Origin of the sequence: Micromonospora sp. NPDC051300, from assembly GCF_044455315.1 — a bacterium.
GTDB lineage: Bacteria > Actinomycetota > Actinomycetes > Mycobacteriales > Micromonosporaceae > Micromonospora > Micromonospora robiginosa.
Genome location: NZ_JBITEP010000018.1, coordinates 31,246 through 52,506, shown reverse-complemented (window position 1 = coordinate 52,506; position 21,261 = coordinate 31,246). Strand labels below are relative to the sequence as shown.

Annotated in this window: 19 protein-coding genes; 6 read left to right on the top strand and 13 right to left on the bottom strand. The window is 73.4% G+C overall.

Annotated features, from left to right (window positions below):
• Positions 1–10 precede the first annotated feature (10 nt).
• The 6 genes from ACIA5A_RS20215 to ACIA5A_RS20190 all read right to left on the bottom strand — a co-directional run bounded on the left by ACIA5A_RS20215 (position 11) and on the right by ACIA5A_RS20190 (position 6,636).
• Positions 11–271 carry a WhiB family transcriptional regulator gene (locus tag ACIA5A_RS20215; protein ID WP_013284161.1) on the bottom strand — a complete coding sequence of 87 codons (261 nt, stop codon included), beginning with the start codon at positions 269–271 and terminating at the stop codon, positions 11–13.
• A gap of 458 nt (positions 272–729) precedes the next feature.
• Positions 730–1,068, bottom strand: coding sequence for a phospholipase (locus ACIA5A_RS20210; RefSeq protein WP_396764331.1), 339 nt, complete (start codon positions 1,066–1,068; stop codon positions 730–732).
• 12 nt (positions 1,069–1,080) lie between these two features.
• Positions 1,081–2,478, bottom strand: a complete 1,398-nt coding sequence (locus ACIA5A_RS20205; protein ID WP_396764328.1) for a DUF4331 domain-containing protein — start codon at positions 2,476–2,478, stop codon at positions 1,081–1,083.
• A 72-nt stretch (positions 2,479–2,550) separates the two neighbouring features.
• A complete protein-coding gene (locus ACIA5A_RS20200; protein ID WP_269693697.1) occupies positions 2,551–2,841 on the bottom strand; it encodes a hypothetical protein in 291 nt (96 codons plus the stop codon).
• A 151-nt stretch (positions 2,842–2,992) separates the two neighbouring features.
• On the bottom strand, positions 2,993–5,503 hold the full coding sequence (locus tag ACIA5A_RS20195; RefSeq protein ID WP_396764325.1) for a bifunctional FO biosynthesis protein CofGH: 2,511 nt from the start codon (positions 5,501–5,503) through the stop codon (positions 2,993–2,995).
• A 104-nt stretch (positions 5,504–5,607) separates the two neighbouring features.
• Positions 5,608–6,636 (bottom strand): hypothetical protein, encoded by a 1,029-nt coding sequence (locus ACIA5A_RS20190; protein ID WP_396764322.1) that lies wholly within the window; start codon positions 6,634–6,636, stop codon positions 5,608–5,610.
• Between the two features lie 99 nt (positions 6,637–6,735).
• On the opposite strand from ACIA5A_RS20190, the gene cofD reads away from it, so the two are divergent.
• Together cofD and ACIA5A_RS20180 are read left to right on the top strand one after the other, a co-directional pair.
• Positions 6,736–7,683: a 2-phospho-L-lactate transferase gene (gene cofD / locus ACIA5A_RS20185; protein ID WP_396764319.1), complete on the top strand. Its 948-nt coding sequence runs from the start codon at positions 6,736–6,738 to the stop codon at positions 7,681–7,683.
• Complete coding sequence (locus tag ACIA5A_RS20180) at positions 7,680–8,765, top strand: coenzyme F420-0:L-glutamate ligase (protein WP_396764317.1); 1,086 nt, start codon at positions 7,680–7,682, stop codon at positions 8,763–8,765. Before cofD ends, ACIA5A_RS20180 begins: the two co-directional genes overlap by 4 nt.
• A gap of 62 nt (positions 8,766–8,827) precedes the next feature.
• Here ACIA5A_RS20180 and ACIA5A_RS20175 read toward each other — a convergent pair whose 3' ends face one another.
• Positions 8,828–9,823: an ArsR/SmtB family transcription factor gene (locus tag ACIA5A_RS20175; protein WP_396764314.1), complete on the bottom strand. Its 996-nt coding sequence runs from the start codon at positions 9,821–9,823 to the stop codon at positions 8,828–8,830.
• A 242-nt stretch (positions 9,824–10,065) separates the two neighbouring features.
• Positions 10,066–11,103 carry a hypothetical protein gene (locus ACIA5A_RS20170; protein ID WP_396764311.1) on the bottom strand — a complete coding sequence of 346 codons (1,038 nt, stop codon included), beginning with the start codon at positions 11,101–11,103 and terminating at the stop codon, positions 10,066–10,068.
• Positions 11,104–11,142: 39 nt separating this feature from the next.
• Here ACIA5A_RS20170 and ACIA5A_RS20165 point away from each other — a divergent pair, with 39 nt between their 5' ends.
• The gene (locus tag ACIA5A_RS20165; RefSeq protein WP_396764308.1) at positions 11,143–11,730 is read left to right on the top strand and encodes an NUDIX hydrolase; all 588 of its coding nucleotides are present in this window, start codon (positions 11,143–11,145) and stop codon (positions 11,728–11,730) included.
• Here the strand turns inward: ACIA5A_RS20165 and ACIA5A_RS20160 are convergent.
• Entirely contained in the window at positions 11,699–12,790 is a 1,092-nt protein-coding gene (locus tag ACIA5A_RS20160) for a mannose-1-phosphate guanylyltransferase (RefSeq protein WP_396764305.1), read from the bottom strand. The two genes, ACIA5A_RS20165 and ACIA5A_RS20160, sit on opposite strands and share 32 nt — an antisense overlap.
• Positions 12,791–12,854: 64 nt before the next feature.
• A complete protein-coding gene (locus ACIA5A_RS20155; protein ID WP_181571757.1) occupies positions 12,855–14,000 on the bottom strand; it encodes a glycosyltransferase family 1 protein in 1,146 nt (381 codons plus the stop codon).
• Between the two features lie 150 nt (positions 14,001–14,150).
• Between ACIA5A_RS20155 and ACIA5A_RS20150 the strand changes: the two genes are divergently transcribed.
• On the top strand, positions 14,151–14,840 hold the full coding sequence (locus tag ACIA5A_RS20150) for a TIGR03089 family protein (protein ID WP_396764302.1): 690 nt from the start codon (positions 14,151–14,153) through the stop codon (positions 14,838–14,840).
• 15 nt (positions 14,841–14,855) lie between these two features.
• Here ACIA5A_RS20150 and ACIA5A_RS20145 read toward each other — a convergent pair whose 3' ends face one another.
• Positions 14,856–16,823, bottom strand: coding sequence for an acetoacetate--CoA ligase (locus tag ACIA5A_RS20145; RefSeq protein WP_396764299.1), 1,968 nt, complete (start codon positions 16,821–16,823; stop codon positions 14,856–14,858).
• 202 nt (positions 16,824–17,025) lie between these two features.
• A complete protein-coding gene (locus ACIA5A_RS20140; RefSeq protein WP_181571755.1) occupies positions 17,026–17,541 on the bottom strand; it encodes an acyl-CoA thioesterase in 516 nt (171 codons plus the stop codon).
• 23 nt (positions 17,542–17,564) lie between these two features.
• Here ACIA5A_RS20140 and ACIA5A_RS20135 point away from each other — a divergent pair, with 23 nt between their 5' ends.
• A complete protein-coding gene (locus tag ACIA5A_RS20135; RefSeq protein WP_396764296.1) occupies positions 17,565–18,212 on the top strand; it encodes a hypothetical protein in 648 nt (215 codons plus the stop codon).
• 57 nt (positions 18,213–18,269) lie between these two features.
• Here ACIA5A_RS20135 and ACIA5A_RS20130 read toward each other — a convergent pair whose 3' ends face one another.
• Entirely contained in the window at positions 18,270–19,433 is a 1,164-nt protein-coding gene (locus ACIA5A_RS20130) for an acyl-CoA dehydrogenase family protein (protein ID WP_396764293.1), read from the bottom strand.
• Positions 19,434–19,674: 241 nt separating this feature from the next.
• Here ACIA5A_RS20130 and ACIA5A_RS20125 point away from each other — a divergent pair, with 241 nt between their 5' ends.
• The gene (locus ACIA5A_RS20125; RefSeq protein WP_396764290.1) at positions 19,675–21,102 is read left to right on the top strand and encodes a UDP-glucose dehydrogenase family protein; all 1,428 of its coding nucleotides are present in this window, start codon (positions 19,675–19,677) and stop codon (positions 21,100–21,102) included.
• Positions 21,103–21,261: the final 159 nt, after the last annotated feature.

Sequence of the window (21,261 nt, the reverse complement as noted above, 5' to 3'; positions counted from 1 at the left end):
CGTACGCTCCTCAGGCGGCGACCCGCCGCTTGAGCTTGCGCCGCTCCCGTTCGGAGAGGCCGCCCCAGATGCCGAACCGCTCGTCGTGGCCGAGCGCGTACTCCAGACATTCCGTCTTCACTTCACACCGCGAGCAGATGCGCTTCGCCTCGCGGGTCGAGCCGCCCTTCTCGGGAAAGAACGCCTCCGGGTCGGTCTGCGAGCAGAGCGCTCGCTCCTGCCACTCCGGCGCGTTCCCGAGCAGGTCGGCCACCTCGAGCTGGCCGTCCATCGATTGCCTCCTTGTCGCGCACCGGCGTCATTCGCCGCTGCAACCCCCCACGCGAAAGGCGTGCCTGTTCGTACGGGCCCAATTGGTGCGCTTCCGTGCGAACAACCCCATTCAAATTACACGCGTGTAATGCGTGCGCCGTCAAGCCAAACTTGATAATGGAGTCGCCCTCCCGACACGTCCGGGACAACCGCCGTGGTCGCCCCTAGCCTCGCAACCTGCCCTATCGATTCAGACCCCGGACGAGTAACGCCCTCCCCGGCGAGTTGCCAGAAGTTTTCTGCCGTGGCGCGGCACCGGGTGGGCCGGCCGGGCGCCCCCGCCGGCCGTCGTCCAAGATCACGAATGGTGGGGCAAAGGGTAACGCGCCCGACTGGGTACCGCCTGCCAGGGCGATCAACGCCGATCGCGCCCCGTCCACCATGTGGACGGGGCGCGCGGGTCGGCGGAGTGGCCGGTCAGTCGGTTCGCGACGGTGAGCTGGTCGGCCAGACGAATTCGGCGATCGACCCGCCGGTGACGGAAATCGCGCCGGCCGGCGTGTCGTCGTCCCACCAGACGGTATACACGCCCGCCTCCAGGTCCGGGTAGACGGCACTGTGGAAGACCCCGTCCCGGACGTGCCGCTCCCGGACCGCCGAATGGGTACGCGGTCCGTCCCGATCCGCGCGGCTGATCTCGATCTCCCGTCCGTGCAGGTCCCGGCCGGTGTGGATGATCAGCGCGCCGGTGTCGCCGCCGAGGTCGAGCATGACGGTGCCACGGTAGGACGGGCCGAGATCATGATGCTGGTGCATGGCGCGCTCCCGTCAGGACTTCTTCGCCGGCGGGTTGTTGAACCCGTCGTACGGGGTGCCGAGGAACGGGAAGTCGGCGAGGAACGGCGCGGTCACGTCGCCGGCGTCCAGGCCCGGCGTGACGGCCGCCGCCGCGGCGTCCGGCGTGAACGTCTTGTCCACAAGCGGCACGGTGAGCCCGGCGATCGCCCGCAGCGCGATCGTCACCACGTCGTCACCGACCCGCCGGCCGTTGGGGAAGCCGGCCAGGTCGCCGCCGAGCACGCCGAACCGGTCCGGCTTGGCGCTGGGCCGGATCGCCGTGTTCAGCCGCAGCATGTCGGCCTGGGTGTCGCCGGTGGTGTTCGCGAAGCCGTCGATCAGCCCGGCCGGTACGCCGGTGAGCAGGATCGCCAGCAGGTCCGCGCGCGGCTTCTTCGCCTTGTTCAGCTTCTCCAGGTTGCCGAACACCCCCGGGTAGAGCACCGGCAGCAGCGCGGCCAGCTCGGGTCGCTCGACGAAACCGGCGAACCGCTTGTCCTCCGAGGGCGGGAGGGTGTTCCACAGATCCTTCTTGGACATCGGCACGATCACCTCGTTGAACAACGGGTTGCCGAGCCGCGACACCTGCGTGAACGGGCCGGTGGTCACGTCCTTCGACACCCGGTCGCCGAGCACCCGGACCTGCTGCCGGGAGGCGCTGGTCCAGACGCCGATCGTCGACGCGCGGTCGGCGTAGCCGTACCGGCTCGCCTTGCGGCGCACCTTGGCCAGCGGCACCTGGACGGCGATGCTGTGCACGTTCAGCCGGTCCAGCGCGTTGACCGGCTCGCCCTCGGTCTTGAACAGCTTCTTGCCGGCCACGTGCAACTGCTGGAACGGCCGCAGCGTGCCCAGGTCGAACACCGCGCCCAGGTCCACGAAGAAACCGTCGGCGCGCTGGCCGGCGAACACCTTCTCCCCGGTGGACAGCTTGAACGTGGCCTGCTTCACGAGATTCTGGTAGTTCGGCGTGGACAGCGGACCCACGTTGCACGGCGGGCAGGGCAGCTTCGTGGCCAGCACGTGCTCGCGACCGTCCGCCACCCGGGTCAGCCGGTAGAACTGGCGCCGGTTCCAGTTCTTGCTGTCCAGCGACTCGATCGGGCCGGTGTTGTAGAGGAAGCTGTTCTGATTCGTGATCTCGGTGGTGAATTCGAACCGATAGGTGACGTCCGGGTAACCGTCGCCGTCGTTGTCGACGTGGATCTCGTAGCGGACGTCGTCGCCGAACTCGAAGAAGTTGGGGCCACCGGACGGAAGCTGCACCGGCACGTAGTTGGCGATCAACGTGACCGTGTCCGGTCGGGTCGGACTGACGAACGCGTAAAGATCAGAGCTGTCGGCGACCGGATCCTTGGCGATCTCCGGGGCCTCGCGGTGAGAGGACATGGCGGACCACACCTTCGTCGGGGAAACGTGAGTGGGACCGGCGTCGGGAGCCCGCGCCGGGAGGGGCGGGGATCAGCGGCGGGCGGCGCGCACCAGGCGGTCGGCCAGACCGCGGTCGCGTACCTCGACCCGGGTCGTGCCGACGAAGACGTCCATCGTGCCGGTCGCGGCGTCGCGCAGATGCACCACGATCGGCTCGTCGCGCCGGCTCGCGGACGGGGCGTTCTGCGCGGCGGACAGACCCGGCACGGTGAGCGCGGCCGCGCCGAGGGTGGCGCTCGCGGCGGCGGTCAACGTCTGCCGGCGGGTCAACCGCGGCCAGGCCCGCCGCTTCGGCGCGTCGGTGGTCTCGTCAGTGCTCATCGGCAACCTTTCCGCAACCGGCGCCGCAGCGCCGCAGGGGCCGGGCACCCGGACGCCGCCGGATCCCCGGGCTGGGGTCACCGGCGGCGGTCCTCGCCGCAACCGCCGCCGGCATCCACAGGTACGGCGCGGCGCGGAAAAAGGTTCGACGTCAGGCGCCGGCGTGACCGTACGCGGTCGTGCGCTTGCGGAACGGCCGCCCGGCCGCCTCGGCGATGGCCCGCAACTGCTCCTCGGTGCGCGCCGAACCGTTGCCCGAGCCGGCCATCCGGGAGATGGTCTCCTCCATCAACGTGCCGCCGAGGTCGTTGCAGCCGCCGCGCAGCATCTCCACCGTGCCCGCGTCACCGAGCTTCACCCACGAGCACTGGATGTTGTCGATCCGGCCGTGCAGCAGCAACCGGGCCATCGCGTGCACCACCCGGTTCTCCCGCCAGGTCGGCCCCGGCCGGGCGATGCCGGCCAGGTAGATCGGCGCGTTCGTGTGCACGAACGGCAGCGCCACGAACTCGGTGAAGCCGCCGGTGCGGTCCTGCACCCCGGCCAGCACCCGGAAGTGGGCCAGCCACTGGCCGGGGTGGTCGACGTGGCCGTACATCATCGTGGAGCTGGAGCGGATGCCCAGCTCGTGGGCCGTGCTGACCACGTCGACCCAGGCGGCGGCCGGCAGTTTGCCCTTGGTGAGCACCCAGCGCACGTCGTCGTCGAGGATCTCGGCGGCGGTCCCCGGGATGGTGTCCAGGCCCGCCTCGCGCAGCATGCCCAGCCACTCCCGCACCGGCACGCCGGCCTTCGCCGCCGCGGTGACGATCTCCATCGGGGAGAACGCGTGCACGTGCATCCCGGGCACCCGCGCCTTGATCGCGCGGACGATGTCGGCGTAGCCGGTCACCGGCATCTTCGGGTCGATGCCGCCCTGGAGGCAGACCTCGGAGGCGCCCGCCGACCACGCCTCCTCGGCCCGGTCGGCGACCTGCTCCAGGGACAGCCGGAACGCGTCCGCGTCGCTCTCCCGCTGCGCGAACGCGCAGAACCGGCAGCCCACGTAGCAGACGTTGGTGAAGTTGATGTTCCGGTTGACGACGTAGGTCACGTCGTCGCCGACCGCGTCGCGGCGCGCGTCGTCGGCGAGCCGGCACAGCTCGTCGAGCGCCGGGCCGTCCGCGCCGAAGAGGGCCAGCGCCTTCGCCTCGTGCGCCGGCGCCAGCAACGCGCCCGGGTCCCGCGCCGCCAGCCGCAGCCCCGCGCGCAGGTCGCCGTCCGCGCCGCCGGTCCCGGGTACGCCGGCGCGCACCGCGCGCGCCTCCGCGGACACCTTGCCGGCCACCTCGGACCAGTCGCCGTAGACGCTGTCGAAGTCGCCGCGCCGGTCCTCGGTCCGCCCGGTCACGTCGATGGTGGCGTGCAGATCCGTCCGGCCGCCGAAGACCTCCTCCGGCTCCTGCCACGGCCGGCCCACCGGGCGGGCGTCCTCGACCGCCAGCCCGGTCACCGGGTCGGCGAGCGCGGTGACGTGCGCCAGCAGGCGCGGGTCCAGCCACGGGCCGCCGGCCCGCACGTACTCCGGGTAGACGGTCAGCCGTTCGCGCAGCGTGAAGCCGGCGCTCGCGGTGCGCGCGGCCAGCTCGTCGAGCTGCGGCCAGGGCCGCTCCGGGTTGACGTGGTCGGGTGTGACCGGCGAGACGCCGCCCCAGTCGTCGATGCCGGCGCGCAGCAGCAGGTCGTACTCGCCGGCGATCAGGTTCGGCGGCGCCTGGATGCGGGCCTTCGGGCCGAGCAGCACCCGGGCCACCGCCACGGTGGCGGCCAGGTCGTGCAGTTCCGCGTCCGGCATGCCGCGCATCGCGGTGTCCGGCTTGGCGCGGAAGTTCTGCACGATCACCTCCTGGAGGTGGCCGTACTCCCGCATGGCGCGGCGGATCGCGAACAGCGCGTCGACCCGCTCGGCGCCGGTCTCGCCGATGCCGATCAGGATGCCCGTGGTGAACGGCACGCCGACCCGGCCGGCGTCGTCGAGCACCCGCAGCCGCACCGCGGGCTCCTTGTCCGGCGAGCCGAAGTGCGGGCCGCCCGGCTCCGACCAGAGCCGGGTCGCGGTGGTCTCCAGCATCATGCCCATGCTCGGCGCGACCGGCTTGAGCCGCTGCAACTCCGACCAGGAGAGCACGCCCGGGTTGAGGTGCGGCAGCAGGCCGGTCTCCTCCAGCACCGCCACCGCGCAGGCGCGCAGGTAGTCGAGCGTCGAGTCGTACCCCCGCTCGTCCAGCCACCGCCGGGCGGCCGGCCACCGCTCCTCGGGCCGGTCGCCGAGCGTGAACAGCGCCTCCTTGCAGCCCTGCGCGGCGCCCTCGCGGGCGATCGCCAGCACCTCGTCGCGTTCCAGGTAGGCGGCCGGCAGCCGGTGCGGCACGGTGGCGAACGTGCAGTAGTGGCAGCGGTCCCGGCAGAGCCGGGTCAGCGGCACGAAGACCTTCTTGGAGTAGGTCACCACGCCGGGCCGGCCGGCCTCCCGCAGCCCGGCGTCGCGGATCTCACCGGCGATCCTCAGCAGCTCGTCGAGGGGCTCGCCGCGCGCGGTGAGCAGCTCCGCCGCCTCGTCCGTGTTCAGCGCCCGGCCGGTGGCGGCGCGACCCAGCGCCCGCCGCACACTCGCATCAACCATCGCACCCCTCCGGGGTGTAAGGAGGGGCCCCCTCTTAACGCCTCCGGCAGAGGAGGGGGCCCCGCTTAACACTTGCTGTCGGGTGGCGGTGGACCGCCACCGGGTCATCGGGGCTGGTTCGGGTCCTCGCGGTCGAAGCGCTGGGTGCGCTCCTCCTCGGTCGGGGACTCGGGCCGGCCCGGCTCGGCGGGCTGGCGCGGGATCGCCTGGGTCGGGTCCGCCGACGGCGGCTGGCCGAACGGCGGCGCGGACGGCGGAGCACCGAACTGCGGGGCCCCGGACGGCTGGCCGAACGGCGGGGCGCTGGACGGCGGAGCACCGAACTGCGGGCCGGACGGCGGAGCCCCGAACTGCGGGCCGGACGGCGAACCGGGCTGCGGGGCCCCGAACGGCGGGGCCGACTGCGGGGCGTGCGGGGGCGCGGTGTTGAACGGCGGCGCCGACTGCGGCTGGCCGTACGAGCCGGCCTGCGGCCAGCCGGGCTGCGGCGCGCCCGGGTGCGGGTAGCCCGCCGGGGGCTGGCCGGGCTGCGGGGGCACACCGGCCGGCGGGTAGCCACCGGGCGCCGGGTAACCGCCGGGCTGGCCGGGCTGCTGCGGCCAGCCGGGCTGGGCCTGGCCGTAGACGCCGGGCTGCGGCTTGGGCTTCGGCACGTAGTAGAGCGTGCGCCAGATCCTGACCACCACGTACGCGGCGACCGCGAAGATCGCCAGCCAGGCCACCCGGGTGAGCAGGCCGAGGAAGGCGTCGAGCACCTCGCCGTCGGCGAGCCGGCCGACCACCCACGCCAGGAACGTCAGCGCGCCGAAGATCGCGGAGACCAGGTACTCGACCACCGCGACCTGGGTGATCAGTTTCGCCTTCGGCAGCACCGGCCGGACGTGCGTGGCGAGCAGGACGGCCAGCAGCGGCAGGACTGTCGCCTCCAGCCCGACGAAGGCGAAGAAGGCGCTCCCGGCCCGGCCGCTGAACGTGCTGTAGTCGTCGGTCGGCACCAGCAGGCGCAGCAGCGCGGCGAAGAGCAGGATGGCGTTCGCGCCGAGCAGGACGAGCGCGGCCAGTTCGCGTAGCGGTTTGGTCAGTTGGCTGGCCTGCGCGGCGTCACCGGACGCGGGCTCGGCGGGGCTGGTCACGGACTCCCCCAGGGGACGAAAGCGGACAGTTGGCGAAGTGAGCCTAGTCTCTCCGGCCACCGGGCGATCGGCGGCGGCCCGTGCGCAAGGATGGACGGCATGCGCATCGTGGTACTGACCGGCGGCATCGGGGGCGCCCGCTTCCTGCTCGGCGTCCGGGCGTACGCCCGCCAGGTGGGCGCCGAGGTGACCGCCGTGGTCAACGTCGGCGACGACCTCCTGCTGCACGGCCTGAAGGTCTGTCCCGACCTGGACAGCGTGCTCTACACGCTCGGCGGCGGCGCCGACCCGGAGCGCGGCTGGGGTCGGGTCGGCGAGACCTGGACGGTCAAGGACGAGCTGGCCGCGTACGGGGCGGAGCCGAGCTGGTTCGGTCTCGGCGACAAGGACCTCGCCACCCATCTGGTGCGCACCACGATGCTCAACGCCGGCTATCCGTTGTCCCAGGTCACCGAGGCGCTGGCGACCCGCTGGCAGCCGGGCGTACGCCTGCTGCCGGCGACGGACGAGCGCCTGGAGACCCACGCCGTCGTCGAGGACGACGAGGGGCGGCGGGCGATCCACTTCCAGGAGTGGTGGGTGCGGTACCGGGCCGACGTACCGACGCGCCAGTTCGTCTTCGTCGGCGCGGACGCGGCGAAGCCCGCCCCCGGCGTGGTCGAGGCGATCGCCGACGCGGACGTGGTGCTGATCGCGCCGAGCAACCCGGTGGTGAGCATCGCCCCGATCTTGGCCGTGCCCGGCCTGCGCGACGCGGTGGCCGGCGGCCCGGCCCCGGTCGTCGGGGTGTCGCCGATCATCGGCGGCGCGCCGGTACGCGGCATGGCCGACAGGTGCCTGGCTGTGCTCGGCGTCGAGTGCAGCGCGGCCGGGGTGGGTGGCCTCTACGGCGGCCGCGCGGCCGGCGGGCTGCTCGACGGCTGGCTGGTCGCCCCGGAGGACGCGGGGACCACGGTGCCGGACGTGGTGGTCGCCTCGGCGCCGCTGCGGATGACCGACGAGACGGCGACCGCCGCGATGGTGCGCGCCGCGCTGGAGTTGACGTGAGGCTGGAGATCCTGCCGGTGCCGGGCATCGGCCACGTGAGCGAGGGCGACGACCTGGCGGCGTTGATCGCCGGCGCGGCGCCCTGGCTGCGCGACGGTGACGTGCTGGTGGTCACCAGCAAGATCGTGTCGAAGGCGGAGGGCCGGCTGGTCGACGTGCCGGCGGACGGTCCGGAACGCCTCGCCGAGCGGGACCGGGTGCTGGCCGCCGAGACCGCGCGGGTGGTCGCCACCCGTGGCGCGACCCGGATCGTGCAGACCCACCACGGGTTCGTGATGGCGTCCGCCGGCATCGACGCGTCGAACGTGGACAAGACCCGGCTGGTGCTGCTGCCGGTGGACCCGGACGCCTCCGCCCGGGCGCTGCGTGCCGCGCTGCGCGACCGGTACGACCTGGACGTCGCGGTGATCGTCAGCGACACCATGGGCCGGCCGTGGCGCAACGGCCTCACCGACGTGGCGCTCGGCGTGGCCGGCATGCCGGCGATCCGCGACCACCGGGGCGAGGTGGACCCGTACGGCAACGAACTCCACCTGACCCAGATGGCGGTGGTCGACGAGCTGGCCGGCGCCGGTGAGCTGATCAAGGGCAAGTGCGACCAGGTGCCGGTCGCGGTGGTCCGCGGTTATCTCGACGCGACCCGGGACGACGACGAGGGCGCCCGGACGCTGGTGCGGGACGCCTCGCTGGACCTCTTCTCGCTGGGCACCGCCGAGGCGCGCGCCGCCGGCCTGCACGAGGCGGCCACCCTCGCCGACGGCGTCGGTCCGACGCCGGCCGACCCGACGGCGGTGGCCCGGGCGATCGCCGCGGTCGCCGGGGTGGTCGCGCCCGGCACCGTCTTCACCCACGTCACCGACGAGGAGGTACGCGCCGGGCTGGCCGCCACCGTGGCCGACTGGCCGGCAGCGGCCACCGGTCTGGTGCTCGGCGCGGCGCCGACCCCGGTCGGCCGGGCGGACCTGGTCCGGTTCGGCGCGGACCTGCAACGCCTGCGGACCGCGCTGGCCGCCGAGGGGGTCGACTCGACGCTGCTGCCACCGCCGGCCGGCACCACCGCCAGCGCCACGCTGGCGCTCTGACCCGGTCGCCGAGCCGCCCGACGCTACCCGGCGGCCCGGACCCGCGACCGCCGGCAAGCGGGTCAGGCGTCGAGGACCGCCCGGCCCAACGGCGTCAGCGTGTGCAGCACGGTGTTGCGGTCGCGGTGGCTGACCAGCAGCCCGGCGTTGCGCAGCACCGTGGTGTGCTGGCTGGCCGCGGCGGCGGAGATGTGCAGCCGCCGGGCCATCTCGCCCGTGGTGCAGCCCTCGTCGGCGACCTGGAGCACGGCCGCGCGGGTGCGCCCGAGCAGCGCGGCCAGCGCCTCCCGCTGGGCGGCGTCGCTCTCCCCGCCGCCGGACTCGGGGGTGAGACCGCCGAGCCGGTCGACCGGGTAGACCAGCACCGGGGGCAGGCTCGGGTCGAGCAGCGCCACCGGGGTGCGGGAGCAGAAGAACGACGGGACGAGCAGCAGGCCACGGCCGTCCAGGTGCAGCTCCCGGGTGTCCGGGTAGTCGAGCACCTCGAGCACCCCGTCGGCCCACCGCATGGCGGGCTTCAGGCTGGCCAGGAGCCCTTCGGCGCCGCCGTCGAGCATGGCCCGGGCGCGGCGGGCCCGGTCCGCCTCGACGGCGGCCTGGACCCGGGCCCAGTACGGCGTGATCGCCAGCGAGTTGTAGCGGGCCATGGTGTCGGTGAGGTCCCGCAGCACCTCGGGTTCGCCTGCGGCGAGCGTCGTGGCGGACGGTGGCAGCGGGGTCTCCGCGGCGAGGACGGTCAGGTCGCGGCGCAGCATGCCGAGCGGGGTGCCCCGGACCGCCTCCAGCCCGGCCTCCAGCCCGTCGCGGCTGGCGGAGGGGGTGAGGAAGTCGGGGAAGTAGCCGCGCGGCGGGTTGAGTGCCAGCAGCAGCCGGTAGCGCTCGGCGCCGGTGTCGGTCCGCAGGCCCCGGGCCACGCCGCGTCGCCAGGTGTTCGACAGCGGGTCACGGCTGCGCCCCTGGAGCAGGTGCAGGCTGAGGACCAGTTCCCAGAGCGGGTCGGCGGCCGGGGCGACCCGGGTCCGCAGAATGTCCTCACGCGAGAAAATGATCTTCAACATGGAGCGCTCCCGGGTGGACGCCGGAGGTGCCGGCCACCCCTGGCACTCTACCCAACGGCACTAATCTCCATCTTTAAGCGTGACGTGAAAGACCTCGACGCCGGAAAAAGAGTTCGGCAGACTCTGCATTGCCCGCCGACGCCGGGGTGCAGTGTCGACCCGGTCGCCGGCTGACGGGCGTGGCCGGACGGCACCACGAGGGTCTGCGGATTCGTTCCGCAGGGGTGCCGTCCGGCCCTCGCTCATCCGAGCCAGAGTGCCACCCGGTGATCCTCGTCGGTGACGTAGCACCAGCCCTCCGCCGCCTCGGCCAGACCCTCCACGTGGTGAAACGGCGCCAGCTCGGCCACCACGTCGGCGTCCACCCGCACATCGCCGCCGTGCCGGAAGCGCACGTGCCGCGACGTCACGTCGCCGCCGTGCGGGTGGTCGTCGAGCAGCACCGAACCCTTGCCGAGCGCGTCGAGCGAGCCGATCACCGCCGCGTAGCCGCCGTCGCCGGTCGGCGTGATCGCGCGGAAACCCGCGAGCGCGCCGGCCGGCGTCACCCCGCCCAGCACGTACGCCCCGAGCGCTCGCGGCCAGGTCGCCGGGCGGTCGCCGTCGAACATCTCCGGCACCCCGGCCAGCTCGACGTAGATCGGTTCACCCGCGGCGGTCACCGGGAAACGCAACCCGATCAGCACCGTACCGGCCGGGGTGAACGCCGCCGCCTCGACGTTGAGCGGCAGGTCGTCCTCGGCCAGCCGGGTCACCCAGCCCTTCGCCCGGGCGGTCCCCCGCGCCCGGGTCTCCACGATGAACCGTCGCCGGACCGTCTCGCCCGGCGGCAACAGCGGCAGCGCGGCGGCCACCAGCGCGTCGTTGACCGCCCGGTGCAGCCGGAACCGGTTGCGGACCACCCGCACGGCCAGCGGCCCGGTCACCGCGTCGTCCTCCCGGAACCGAGCCACGAACGCCCGCCGGGGCCGCAGCGGCCCGCCCTTCGACCCGAAGTGCGAGCCGAAGACGTACACCCAGCCGTCGTGGTGGGCGAGCGCCTCGCCGTCCTCGGTGCGGCCGTTCTCCCGGCCCGCGTCCGCCGGCACGTGGTGCGCCACCCACTCGCCGTCGTCGCGTTCCAGCAACAGCGCCAGGCAGCGCTCCACCGGCCCCTCGTCCAGCACCGTCCAGAAGCCCTGCCGGGCGCCGTACTCGCGCAGCAGCGCCGCGGAGCGCACCGGCAACAGGTCACTCGCCTCGTTGCCGGCCACCAGGAACTCGACGAGTCGCAGGGTCATCGGGCCAGGGTACGGAGGCGGCGCTCGTAGAGTGTCCGGGTGCCCGACACCTCCCCCACCACGTACGCCGAGCTGCACGCCGACGCGGTCGCGACGCTGAGCCGCTGGACGGCGACCGGCCCGGCCGCGGCCGGGAACCGCGACCGCACCCTGTCCCTGCTGGCCGCCGGGCCGGTCGCGATGAGCCGCGCGCACCGGCCCGGACACGTCACCGCCAGCGCGCTGGTCCTCGACCCGGACGGCGGCCGGGTGCTGCTCTGCCTGCACCGGAAGATCGGCAGGTGGATGCAGCTCGGCGGGCACTGCGAGCCCGGCGACCGGAGTCTCGCCGCCGCCGCGCTGCGCGAGGCCACCGAGGAGTCCGGGATCGCCGGCCTGACCCTGGACCCGACACCGATCGACGTCGACATCCACGAGGTCGCCTGCCAGGGCGGCTCGCGGCACTACGACGTCAGGTACGCCGCGTTCGCCCCGGCCGGCGCGATCGAGCAGGTCAGTGACGAGTCCGAGGCGCTGGGCTGGTTCCCGCCGGACCGCCTGCCGGAACCGCTCGCCCACGCCACCGCCCAGTTGGTGGCGCCCGCGCTGGCCCGACTCAGACCAGCCCCTCCTCGCCACGCTCCTTGAGCTGGTCGACGACCTTCTTCACGTCCTGCGCCCGGTCGCGGGGGCAGACCAGCACCGCGTCCGGCGTGTCCACCACGATCAGGTCGTGCACGCCGACCGTGGCCACGAGCCGGCCGGAGTGCGGCACCACCACGGTGCCGGTGGTGTCGTGCAGCAGCACGCCCGGCTTGGCCTCGCCGCCGAGCACGACGTTGCCGGCGGCGTCGGCCGGGAGCACCTCGCCGAGGGTGTGGAAGTCGCCGACGTCGTTCCAGCCGAAGTCGCCCGGCACGGTCGCCACCCGGCCGGCGGTCGCCGCGCCCTCCATCACCGCGTAGTCGACCGAGATCTTCGGCAGCGTCGGCCACACCGCGCCGAGCACCTCGTCCTGCTTCGGGGTGCCCCAGGCCGCCGCGATGGCGATGATCCCGGCGTGCAGCGCCGGCTGCTGCCGGGCCAACTCGGCCAGGAACACGTCCACCCGCCAGACGAACATGCTGGCGTTCCAGAGGTGCCGGCCGGAACGGAGGTAGCCCTCGGCCACCTCGGCCGCCGGCTTCTCCTTGAACTCGCGGACCGGGCGCAGCGGCCCGTCCGCCACCGGGTCGCCGGTCTCCAGGTAGCCGTAGCCGGTCTCGGCCCGGGCCGGGGTGATGCCCACGGTCATCAGCAGCCCCTGCTCGGCGCCGACGATCGCCTGCCGCACCACCTCGGCCAGCCGGTCCGGGTCACCGATCAGGTGGTCGGCCGCGAACGAGCCCATCACCGCGTCCGGGGCGCGCTCGGCGATCACCGCGGCGGCCAGCGCGATGGCCGCGCAGGAGTCCCGCGGCGACGGCTCCACCAGGACGTTCTCCTCCGGCAGGCCAGCCAGTTGCCGGGCCACCGCCGCGGCGTGCGCGGCCCCGGTGACCACGAGCGTGCGCTCCGGTGTGGTCAGCGGCGCCAACCGGTCGACCGTGGCCTGCAGCAGCGAGGCGGGGGTGCCGGTCAGCGGGTGGAGGAACTTCGGATGGCCGGCGCGGGACAGCGGCCACAACCTGGTGCCGCTGCCGCCCGCCGGGATGACGGCGTAGAACATCAGCACATCATGCCCGAAGCGGGCGAGCCGCCACGGCGCGTCGGCGGCGCGCCGTGGCGGACGCTCAGGAACGTGCCCGCCGCCACGCGGCGATGTGCACCTCGGCGCTGGACTCCCAGGTGAACTCCTTGGCACGGTCGAAACCGGCCTTGGCCAGGGAGAGCCGCCGCTGCTCGTCGTCGAGCAGGGCGGCCAGGTCGGTGGCGATCTGGTCCGGGTCCTCGCTGGTGTACGCCACGGCGTCGCCGCCCACCTCGGGCAGGGAGAGACGCGGCGTGGTGAGCACCGGGGCCGCGCACGCCATCGCCTCCAGGATCGGCAGCCCGAACCCCTCGCCGTAGGACGGGTAGGCGGCGACGAGCGCGCCACCGAGGAAGCCGGGCAGGTCGGCGTAGCGCAGGTAGCCGGGGCGCAGCAGCCGCAGGTGCGACGGGACCTCGGCCACCGCGCGGTCGATGTCGTCGTCGTGCCCCTGGCCGCCGGCCACCACAAGCACCGGCGGGTCGGTCCGGTCGGCCACCGCCCGGGCCCAGCCCCGGATCAGGTTGGGGACGTTCTTGCGCGGCTCCTTGGCGCCCAGGAACGCGATGTAGCTGTTGTCGCCCAGCCCGAGGCGGGCCCGGACCCGGGCCTTCTCCTCGTCGCCCGGGGCGTGGAAGGCGGCCTGGTCGACGCCGTGGTAGGCCACGTCGATCCGGGTCGGGTCGGCGTCCAGCAGGCGGATCAGCTCGTCCCGGGTGGCCTTGCTCGGCACGATCACCCGCGCGGCCCGGCGCAGCGAGGTCTTGATGGCGCTGCGGAAGAACGTCCGGCGCGACTTGTCGTAGTGCTCCGGCTCGGTGAAGAACGTCGCGTCGTGCACGGTGACCGTGACCGGACACCCGGCCCGCAGCGGGCAGGTGTAGAACGGCGAGTGCAGCACCTCCGCGCCGACCTGCTGGGCCAGCAGCGGCAGGCCGGTCTGCTCCCAGGCCAGGCGTGCCGGCCGGTGCGCCACCGCCGCCGGCGCGGGGATGATCTCGGCACCGGGCAGCATCCGGGTGTAGCGCTCCAGGTCGGTGCGGAGGCTCACCACGGCCAGGTCGACGCCGTCGCCGCAGACCCGGCCGAGCGCTCCCAGCAGGCCGTCGACGTATCTACCGACGCCGCCGCGATCGGCGGGGACACTCGTGGCGTCGATGAGAACGCGGGGCGGGCGACCGGCGGTCACGGGGCGACTCCTCAGGTGGCACGGTTGTGGGAAAGAACACTGTCGGCAAGCCTACGCCGGGCGGGGTGTCCGACGCTGACTGCGACCCGACGGTACGCCGACTTGTCGTTGTCATCGAGTACGCGCCCGGGGCGCGTATCGTTCGCGCCGATGGCCGACAACATTGCCCGGGTGTTCGCCGACGCGATCGCGACCGACCCCACCCGACCGCTGCTGACCTGGTACGACGACGCCACCGGCGAACGCACCGAACTCTCCGGCGCGACGCTGGCGAACTGGGTGGCCAAGACCGCCAACCTGCTCGTGGACGAGGCCGGCTGCGCGCCCGGCGACCCGGCCGGCGTGCTGCTGCCGCCGCACTGGCAGACCGCCGCGGTGCTGCTCGGCTGCTGGTCGGCGAAACTCACCGTGGTCGACGCCCCCGGGCCGGTGGAGGTGCTCTTCACCGCCGTCGACCGGGTCGACGAGGCGGACCGGTGGCCGGCCGGCGAGCGGTACGCGCTCGCGCTGGACCCGTTCGCGCTGCCGATGCGGCAGGTGCCGGCCGGCTGCGTCGACTTCGTCGGCGCGGTCCGCGGGCACGGTGACCACTTCACCCCGTACCCGGAGGCCGGCGAGGCGGACGCGGTGCTGCTGGCCCGCGCGGAGGCCCGCGCCGCGGAGCTGGGTCTCACCGCCGGCGACCGGCTCCTGGTCGACGTGACCCGGCACCCCGACCCGGTCGACTGGCTGCTGACCCCGCTGACCGCCGGCGCCAGCGTCGTGGCCTGCGCCCACCCCGACCCGACCCGCCAGCCCTCCCGCGCCGAGACCGAGAAGACCACCCACACTCTCCCCTGACCCCGGGGCGAGGGGTCAGGAGGCGCGCTGTCGGGCCAGGGTGGCGAACGCGTTCAGGGACTCGGGGTTGGCCAGGGCGCCGGTGGCCGCCGCGCGGTCGACAGGGGTGCCGGTCAGGATCTTCTTGACCGGCACCTCCAGCTTCTTCGCGCTCAGCGTGCGCGGCACGGCGCGGACCTGGTGGATCTCGTCCGGCACGTGCCGGGGCGACAGGGCGGTACGCAGCTCGCGGCAGATCTTCTTCCGCATGTCGTCGTCCAGCTCCAGGCCCTCGGCGAGCACCACGAACAGCAGCAGCTCGCCGGCGCCGCCCTCGTCGTCCTCCAGGTGCACCACCACCGAGTCGACCACCTCGTCGAGCCCCTCCACCACCGAGTAGAACTCGGCTGTGCCGAGTCGCACCCCGCCCCGGTTGAGCGTGGCGTCGGACCGGCCGGTGATGACGCAGCCACCGCGCTCGTTGACGGTGATCCAGTCGCCGTGCCGCCACACTCCGGGATAGACCTCGAAGTACGCCTCCCGGTAGCGGGCGCCGTCCGGGTCGTTCCAGAACCCGACAGGCATGCTCGGCATCGGCTCGGTGATCACCAGCTCGCCGAGCTGGCCGATCACCGGGGAGCCGTCGGCGGAGCGGGCCTCCACCTTCGCGCCCAGCGCCCGGCAGGCGATCTCACCGGCGTGCACCGGCAACAGCGGCACCCCGCCGACGAAGCCGGTGCACACGTCCGTGCCGCCGGAGAGCGACTGGAGCTGGAGCTGGTCGCCGACGTTCTCGTACACCCAGGTGAAGCCCTCGGCCGGCAGCGGCGCGCCGGTCGAGCCGAGGCCGCGCAGCGCGGACAGGTCCGCGACGTCCCGCGGCACCAGCCCGGCCTTGCGGCAGGCCAGCAGGAACGGGGCCGAGGTGCCGAAGTAGGTCGTGCCGGTCTCCGCCGCCAGCCGCCACAACGCGCCCAGGTCCGGGTGGCCAGGGTTGCCGTCGAACAGCACGATCGCCGCGCCCACCGCCGGACCGGAGACCAGGAAGTTCCACATCATCCAGCCGGTGGTGGTGAACCACAGGAACCGGTCCGCCGGCCCCAGGTCGTGGTGCAGCGCCAGCATTTTCAGGTGCTCCAGCAGGATGCCGCCGTGGCCGTGCACGATCGGCTTCGGCAGCCCGGTGGTGCCCGAGGAGTAGAGCACGTAGAGCGGATGGTCGAACGGCACCGGGGTGAAGGACAGCGGCTCGTCGGTCGCCGCCGCCAGCTCCGTCCACGGCAGCGCGCCGTCGGGCGCCGGGCCGTCCGGGTCGAGGTACGCGATCGCGACGGTGTGCCGCAGCGACGGCAGCGCGGCCCGGATAGCGGCCACCTCGGCGCGCCTGTCGACAGGCTTGTCGCCGTAGCGGTAGCCGTCCACCGCCACCAGCACGGTCGGCTCGATCTGCTGCCAGCGGTCGGTGACGCTGCGGGTGCCGAACTCCGGCGCGCAGGAGGAGAAGATCGCGCCCAGGCTCGCGGTGGCGAGCAGCAGCACGTACGTCTCCGGGATGTTCGGCGCGTACGCCGCCACCCGGTCGCCCTCGCCCACGCCGAGCCGGCGCAGGCCGGCGGCCACCCGGCGGACCCGGTCACGCAGCTCCGCCACGGTGAGCGTCTCCGGGGCGCGGGTCTGCCCGTGCGCGACCACCGCCGGGTCGTCGTCGCCGAGCCCCGGCGCGCGCAGCACGTTCTCCGCGTAGTTGAGCGTCGCGCCGGGGAACCAGCGGGCGCCGGGCATGGTCCGGTCGGCCAGCGTGGCGGTCGGCGGCGTGTGCGCGACCACCTCGAAGTAGTCCCAGATCGAGGACCAGAACGCGTCCAGGTCGGTCACCGACCACTGCCAGAGCGCGTCGTAGTCGGCGAACTCCAGCCCGCGGTGCTCGGCCAGCCAGCGCAGGTAGGCACCGATCCGGGACCGTTCACGCACGTCGGCCGGCGGCGTCCAGAGCACGTCACCCACAGTTCCACCCTCCCCGGGGCCCGGCACGACTCTGTGCATGGGCCGTGGCGCCATCTTGCCCTACCTCGTGCCGCCATTCTCCGCACCCGGCCCCGCCCACGGGGCGTGCCCACCCCACACCCCGCACCCCCTCCTCATGTGGGATGTAAGGAGGGGCCCCTTGTTAACGCATTCCGCATAGCAGGGGGCCCCGCTTAACACCTCACGCGGCGCGGTGGGCCTGGATGGCGCGGCGACGGGCCAGGCGGTGGGCCCGCCGGATCTCCGCCTCGCGGAAGCGGCGCTCGTCCTCGGGCGTCTCGGGCAGCACCGGGCGCACCGCGCGGGGCGCGCCGCCCACGTCCACCCCGACGAACACCAGGTACGCGGTGGCGACCCGCACCGGCTCGTCCTCGGCCGAGTCCCAGCGCTCGGCGACCACCCGCACCCCGATCTCCATGGAGGTGCTGCCGGTCCAGTTGACCTGGGCGTGCGCGTGCACCAGGTCCCCCACCCGGACCGGCTCGGAGAAGACGATCTCGTCGATGGAGGCGGTGACCGCGGTGCCGCCGCTGTGCCGGGCGGCCGCCGCGCCGGCCACGTCGTCGACGAACTTCATCAGTACCCCACCGTGCACGGTCCCGTACAGATTGACATCGACGGCGGTCATGATGCGACTCAGCGTGACGCGGGAGTACGAGGTCGGCTTACCCGGCGGGACCGCGGGATGATCTGTCATGCCGGAAACGGTACGGTGCGCGGATGCGACATCTCTGGAGCTTCCTCGCCGGGTTGGTGGTGGCGCCTGTCACCTGGGTGCTCGTCACCCTCGGTCAGGACGGATCTGGGCGGACCGTCAACCGCTGGGTGGAGATCGGTACGTACAGCACCCCCAACCTGATCGAGCCGGCCGTCTATCTGGGCGTCGCCGGCGTCCTGCTCGGCCTGCTCGGCACACTGCGCTTCTCGCCGCTCGGCCCGCTCGTCGCGGGGCTGCTGCTGGTGGCCCCCTACATCGGGCTGTTCGTCGCGCCGTTCACCGTGCGGGACCGGGTCCCCGGCGACCTGAAGCTGCTCGGCGACCCGCTGCCGCTGCGTCAGCCGCTGGACAACGGCACGCTGTTCCTCATCGGCCTGCTGCTGCTGATGGCCGTGTTCAGTGCGAGTCGGTGGCGGCGTGGACCGGTGACACGGACGGACGGGGCGGAGCTGACCCCGGCCGTCACCCCGGTGGACAAGCCGGCGCTCACCGACTGGCCCCCGCCCGGCCCGCCGAAGGACCCGGACACGGCCCCGCTCACACTGGCCTACCCCGAGAACCCCACCGAACCCCTGCCCCGCCGCACCGGCGGCGAGTCGCCGTGGTCCGCGCCCCCGCGCGGCGCCAACCGGCCGGACGACGGGCGTTGACAAGCGCGGGCGGGCCGGGTCGTCCCCGGCCCGCCCGCCCGAACGCGTCGGCGCCGGTCAGCCCTTGAGCAACTGGCGGGCCATGACGATGCGCTGCACCTGGTTGGTGCCCTCGTAGATCTGCGTGATCTTGGCGTCCCGCATCATCCGCTCGACCGGATAGTCGCGGGTGTAGCCGTAGCCGCCGAGCAACTGGACGGCGTCGGTGGTGATCTCCATCGCGGCGTCCGAGGCGAAGCACTTGGCGGCCGCGCCGAAGTAGGTCAGGTCCGCGTCGCCCCGCTCGGACTTGCCGGCGGCGGCGTACGTGAGCTGCCGGGCCGCCTCCAGCTTCATGCCCATGTCGGCGAGCATGAACTGGATGCCCTGGAACTCGGCGACCGCCTTGCCGAACTGCTTGCGCTCCTGGACGTAGCCCTTGGCGTAGTCGAGCGCGCCCTGCGCGATGCCGATGGCCTGGGCGGCGATGGTGACCCGGGTGTGGTCGAGCGTCTTCATCGCGGTGGCGAAGCCGGTGCCCTCCGCGCCGATCATCCGGTCGGCCGGGATCCGGACGTTGTCGAGGTAGACCTCGCGCGTCGGGGAGCCCTTGATGCCGAGCTTCTTCTCCGGCGCGCCGAAGCTCACCCCCGGGTCGGACTTCTCCACCACGAAGGCCGAGATGCCCCGCGACCGCGCTGTGGGGTCGGTCACAGCGAAGACGGTGTAGTACTCGGAGACGCCGGCGTTGGTGATCCAGCGCTTGACGCCGTTGAGCACCCAGTGGTCGCCGTCACGGACCGCCTTGGTGGTCATCGACGCGGCGTCGCTGCCCGCCTCCGGCTCGGAGAGGCAGTAGGAGAACATCGCGTCGCCCGAGGCGACCGGGGTCAGGTATGTCCGCTTCAGCCCCTCGGAGCCGGCCAGCAGCAACGGCATGGTGCCCAGCTTGTTCACCGCCGGGATGAGCGAGGACGAGGCACAGGCGCGGGCCACCTCCTCGATCACGATGGCCGTGGCGAGCGCGTCCGCGCCGGCGCCGCCGTACTCCACCGGGACGTGCGGGGCGTGGAAGTCGGCGGCCCGCAGCGCGTCGTAGGACGCCTTCGGGAACTCACCTGTCTCGTCCGCCTCGGTGGCATGCGGTGCCACCTTGGCCGCACAGACCTCACGGACCGCTTCCCGGATCGCCTCGTGCTCCTCCGGCAACCGGTAGACGTCGAACGACTGCTCTGCGGCCATGTCGGCCCTCCCCTTTCACCGCTATCATGCGCAGTCTGTGCCGCCCGGGGGCCGCCGACTGCCGCAGACTGAAGAATAGCCACCAGGCTCGGACCGAAGCTACCGGCGGGTAGGCTCGCGCCCGAGCGTCGCCCACCCGACCCACTACCCTCACACCAGACAGTCCCTCGGTGCCCGGCCTAGGCGCCCCAGCAGAATGCGACGCGAGGATGCGCCGCCAGCGCGAGCGGAGAAGACAGGCGTGACGATCCCGTACCCGAACTCCCAGCCGATGCCCGCGATCGCCGCGGTCACCCCGCCGTCGGGCGCCGCCCGGCCCCGGGTGACCTTCCTCGGCACCGGCTACCTCGGCGCGACGTACGCCATCTGCTACGCGGAGCTGGGCTACGAGGTGCTCGGTTTCGACGTCGACGCGGACAAGATCGCCAAGCTGAACGCCGGCGAGGTCCCGATCCACGAACCCGGCCTCGACGAGCTGCTGCGGCGCAATCTCGCCGCCGGCCGGCTGCGGTTCAGCACCGACATCCAGGAGACCGCCGACTTCGGCGACGTGCACTTCATCTGCGTCGGGACCCCGCAGCGGGCCGACGGCATGGGCGCCGACCTGTCGTACGTCGAGGCGTCGGTGACCAGCCTGGCCCAGCACCTGACCCGTAAGGCGCTGATCGTCGGCAAGTCCACCGTGCCGGTGGGCACCGCGGAGTGGGTGGAGCAGCTCGTCGGCAAGCACACCCCGAACGACCTCGGCGTCGAGGTGGCGTGGAGCCCCGAGTTCCTCCAGGAGGGCTTCGCCGTCGACGACGTGCTGCGGCCGAACCGGATCGTGGTCGGGGTCAAGAGCGAATGGGCCAACGGCATGCTCTTCGCCGCCCACAAGGGCGTCTTCGACCTGGCCGCCACCGAGGACCGCGAGGTGCCCCTGGTGGTCACCGACTTCGCCACCGCCGAACTGGTCAAGGTCGCCGCGAACGCGTTCCTGGCCACCAAGATCTCCTTCATCAACGCGATGGCCGAGGTCTGCGAGGCCGCCGGCGGCGACGTCACCCAGCTCGCCCGCTCGATCGGCTACGACCCCCGGATCGGCAACCGCTTCCTGCAGGCCGGGCTCGGCTTCGGCGGCGCGTGCCTGCCCAAGGACATCCGCGCGTTCCAGGCCCGCGCGCAGGAGCTGGGCGCCGGCGAGGCGCTGCGGTTCCTGCACGAGGTCGACCTGATCAACAATCGCCGGCGTACCCGGGTGGTGCAGCTCGCCGCCGAGCTGCTCGGCCGCCGCTCCGGCCCGGCCGGGCCGGACCTCTCCGGCACCCGGGTCGCGGTGCTCGGCGCCACGTTCAAGCCCAACACCGACGACGTACGCGACGCGCCCGCCCTGGCGGTGGCCGCACTGCTCGGCAAGGCCGGCGCCGACGTGCACGTCTTCGACCCGCAGGGGATCGAGAACGCGCGCCGTGCGGTGCCCGGCCTGGCCTACGAGGACTCCATGAACGACGCGGTCCAGGGCGCCGACCTGGTCTGCGTGCTCACCGAGTGGGCCGAGTTCCGCAACGCCGACCCGGTCGCGCTGGGCGAGTTGGTCAACGGCCGCAAGGTCGTCGACGGGCGCAACTGCCTCGACTCGACACTGTGGACGCAGGCCGGCTGGGAGTACCGCGGCCTGGGCCGCCCCTGACCGATCGACGCCGGTCCGGCCGGCCGGGGACCAGCTCCCCGGCCGGCCGGACCTTTTTTGTTGTCCGGAACGCGCCGGCAACTGTCGAAATCCCGGCCCGCTCAGGGCATGCTCTCCAGAGGTCCACAGTGCGACGGGCGCGGGCGGACGGGAGACGGT

Excerpts from the sequence above, each read along its gene's own strand:
- ACIA5A_RS20215 (WP_013284161.1), bottom strand. The coding sequence starts at position 271 with ATGGACGGCCAGCTCGAGGTGGCCGACCTGCTCGGGAACGCGCCGGAG.
- ACIA5A_RS20210 (WP_396764331.1), bottom strand. The coding sequence starts at position 1,068 with ATGCACCAGCATCATGATCTCGGCCCGTCCTACCGTGGCACCGTCATG.
- ACIA5A_RS20205 (WP_396764328.1), bottom strand. The coding sequence starts at position 2,478 with ATGTCCTCTCACCGCGAGGCCCCGGAGATCGCCAAGGATCCGGTCGCC.
- ACIA5A_RS20200 (WP_269693697.1), bottom strand. The coding sequence starts at position 2,841 with ATGAGCACTGACGAGACCACCGACGCGCCGAAGCGGCGGGCCTGGCCG.
- ACIA5A_RS20195 (WP_396764325.1), bottom strand. The coding sequence starts at position 5,503 with ATGGTTGATGCGAGTGTGCGGCGGGCGCTGGGTCGCGCCGCCACCGGC.
- cofD (WP_396764319.1), top strand. The coding sequence starts at position 6,736 with ATGCGCATCGTGGTACTGACCGGCGGCATCGGGGGCGCCCGCTTCCTG.
- ACIA5A_RS20175 (WP_396764314.1), bottom strand. The coding sequence starts at position 9,823 with ATGTTGAAGATCATTTTCTCGCGTGAGGACATTCTGCGGACCCGGGTC.
- ACIA5A_RS20170 (WP_396764311.1), bottom strand. The coding sequence starts at position 11,103 with ATGACCCTGCGACTCGTCGAGTTCCTGGTGGCCGGCAACGAGGCGAGT.
- ACIA5A_RS20160 (WP_396764305.1), bottom strand. The coding sequence starts at position 12,790 with ATGTTCTACGCCGTCATCCCGGCGGGCGGCAGCGGCACCAGGTTGTGG.
- ACIA5A_RS20150 (WP_396764302.1), top strand. The coding sequence starts at position 14,151 with ATGGCCGACAACATTGCCCGGGTGTTCGCCGACGCGATCGCGACCGAC.
- ACIA5A_RS20140 (WP_181571755.1), bottom strand. The coding sequence starts at position 17,541 with ATGACAGATCATCCCGCGGTCCCGCCGGGTAAGCCGACCTCGTACTCC.
- ACIA5A_RS20135 (WP_396764296.1), top strand. The coding sequence starts at position 17,565 with ATGCGACATCTCTGGAGCTTCCTCGCCGGGTTGGTGGTGGCGCCTGTC.
- ACIA5A_RS20130 (WP_396764293.1), bottom strand. The coding sequence starts at position 19,433 with ATGGCCGCAGAGCAGTCGTTCGACGTCTACCGGTTGCCGGAGGAGCAC.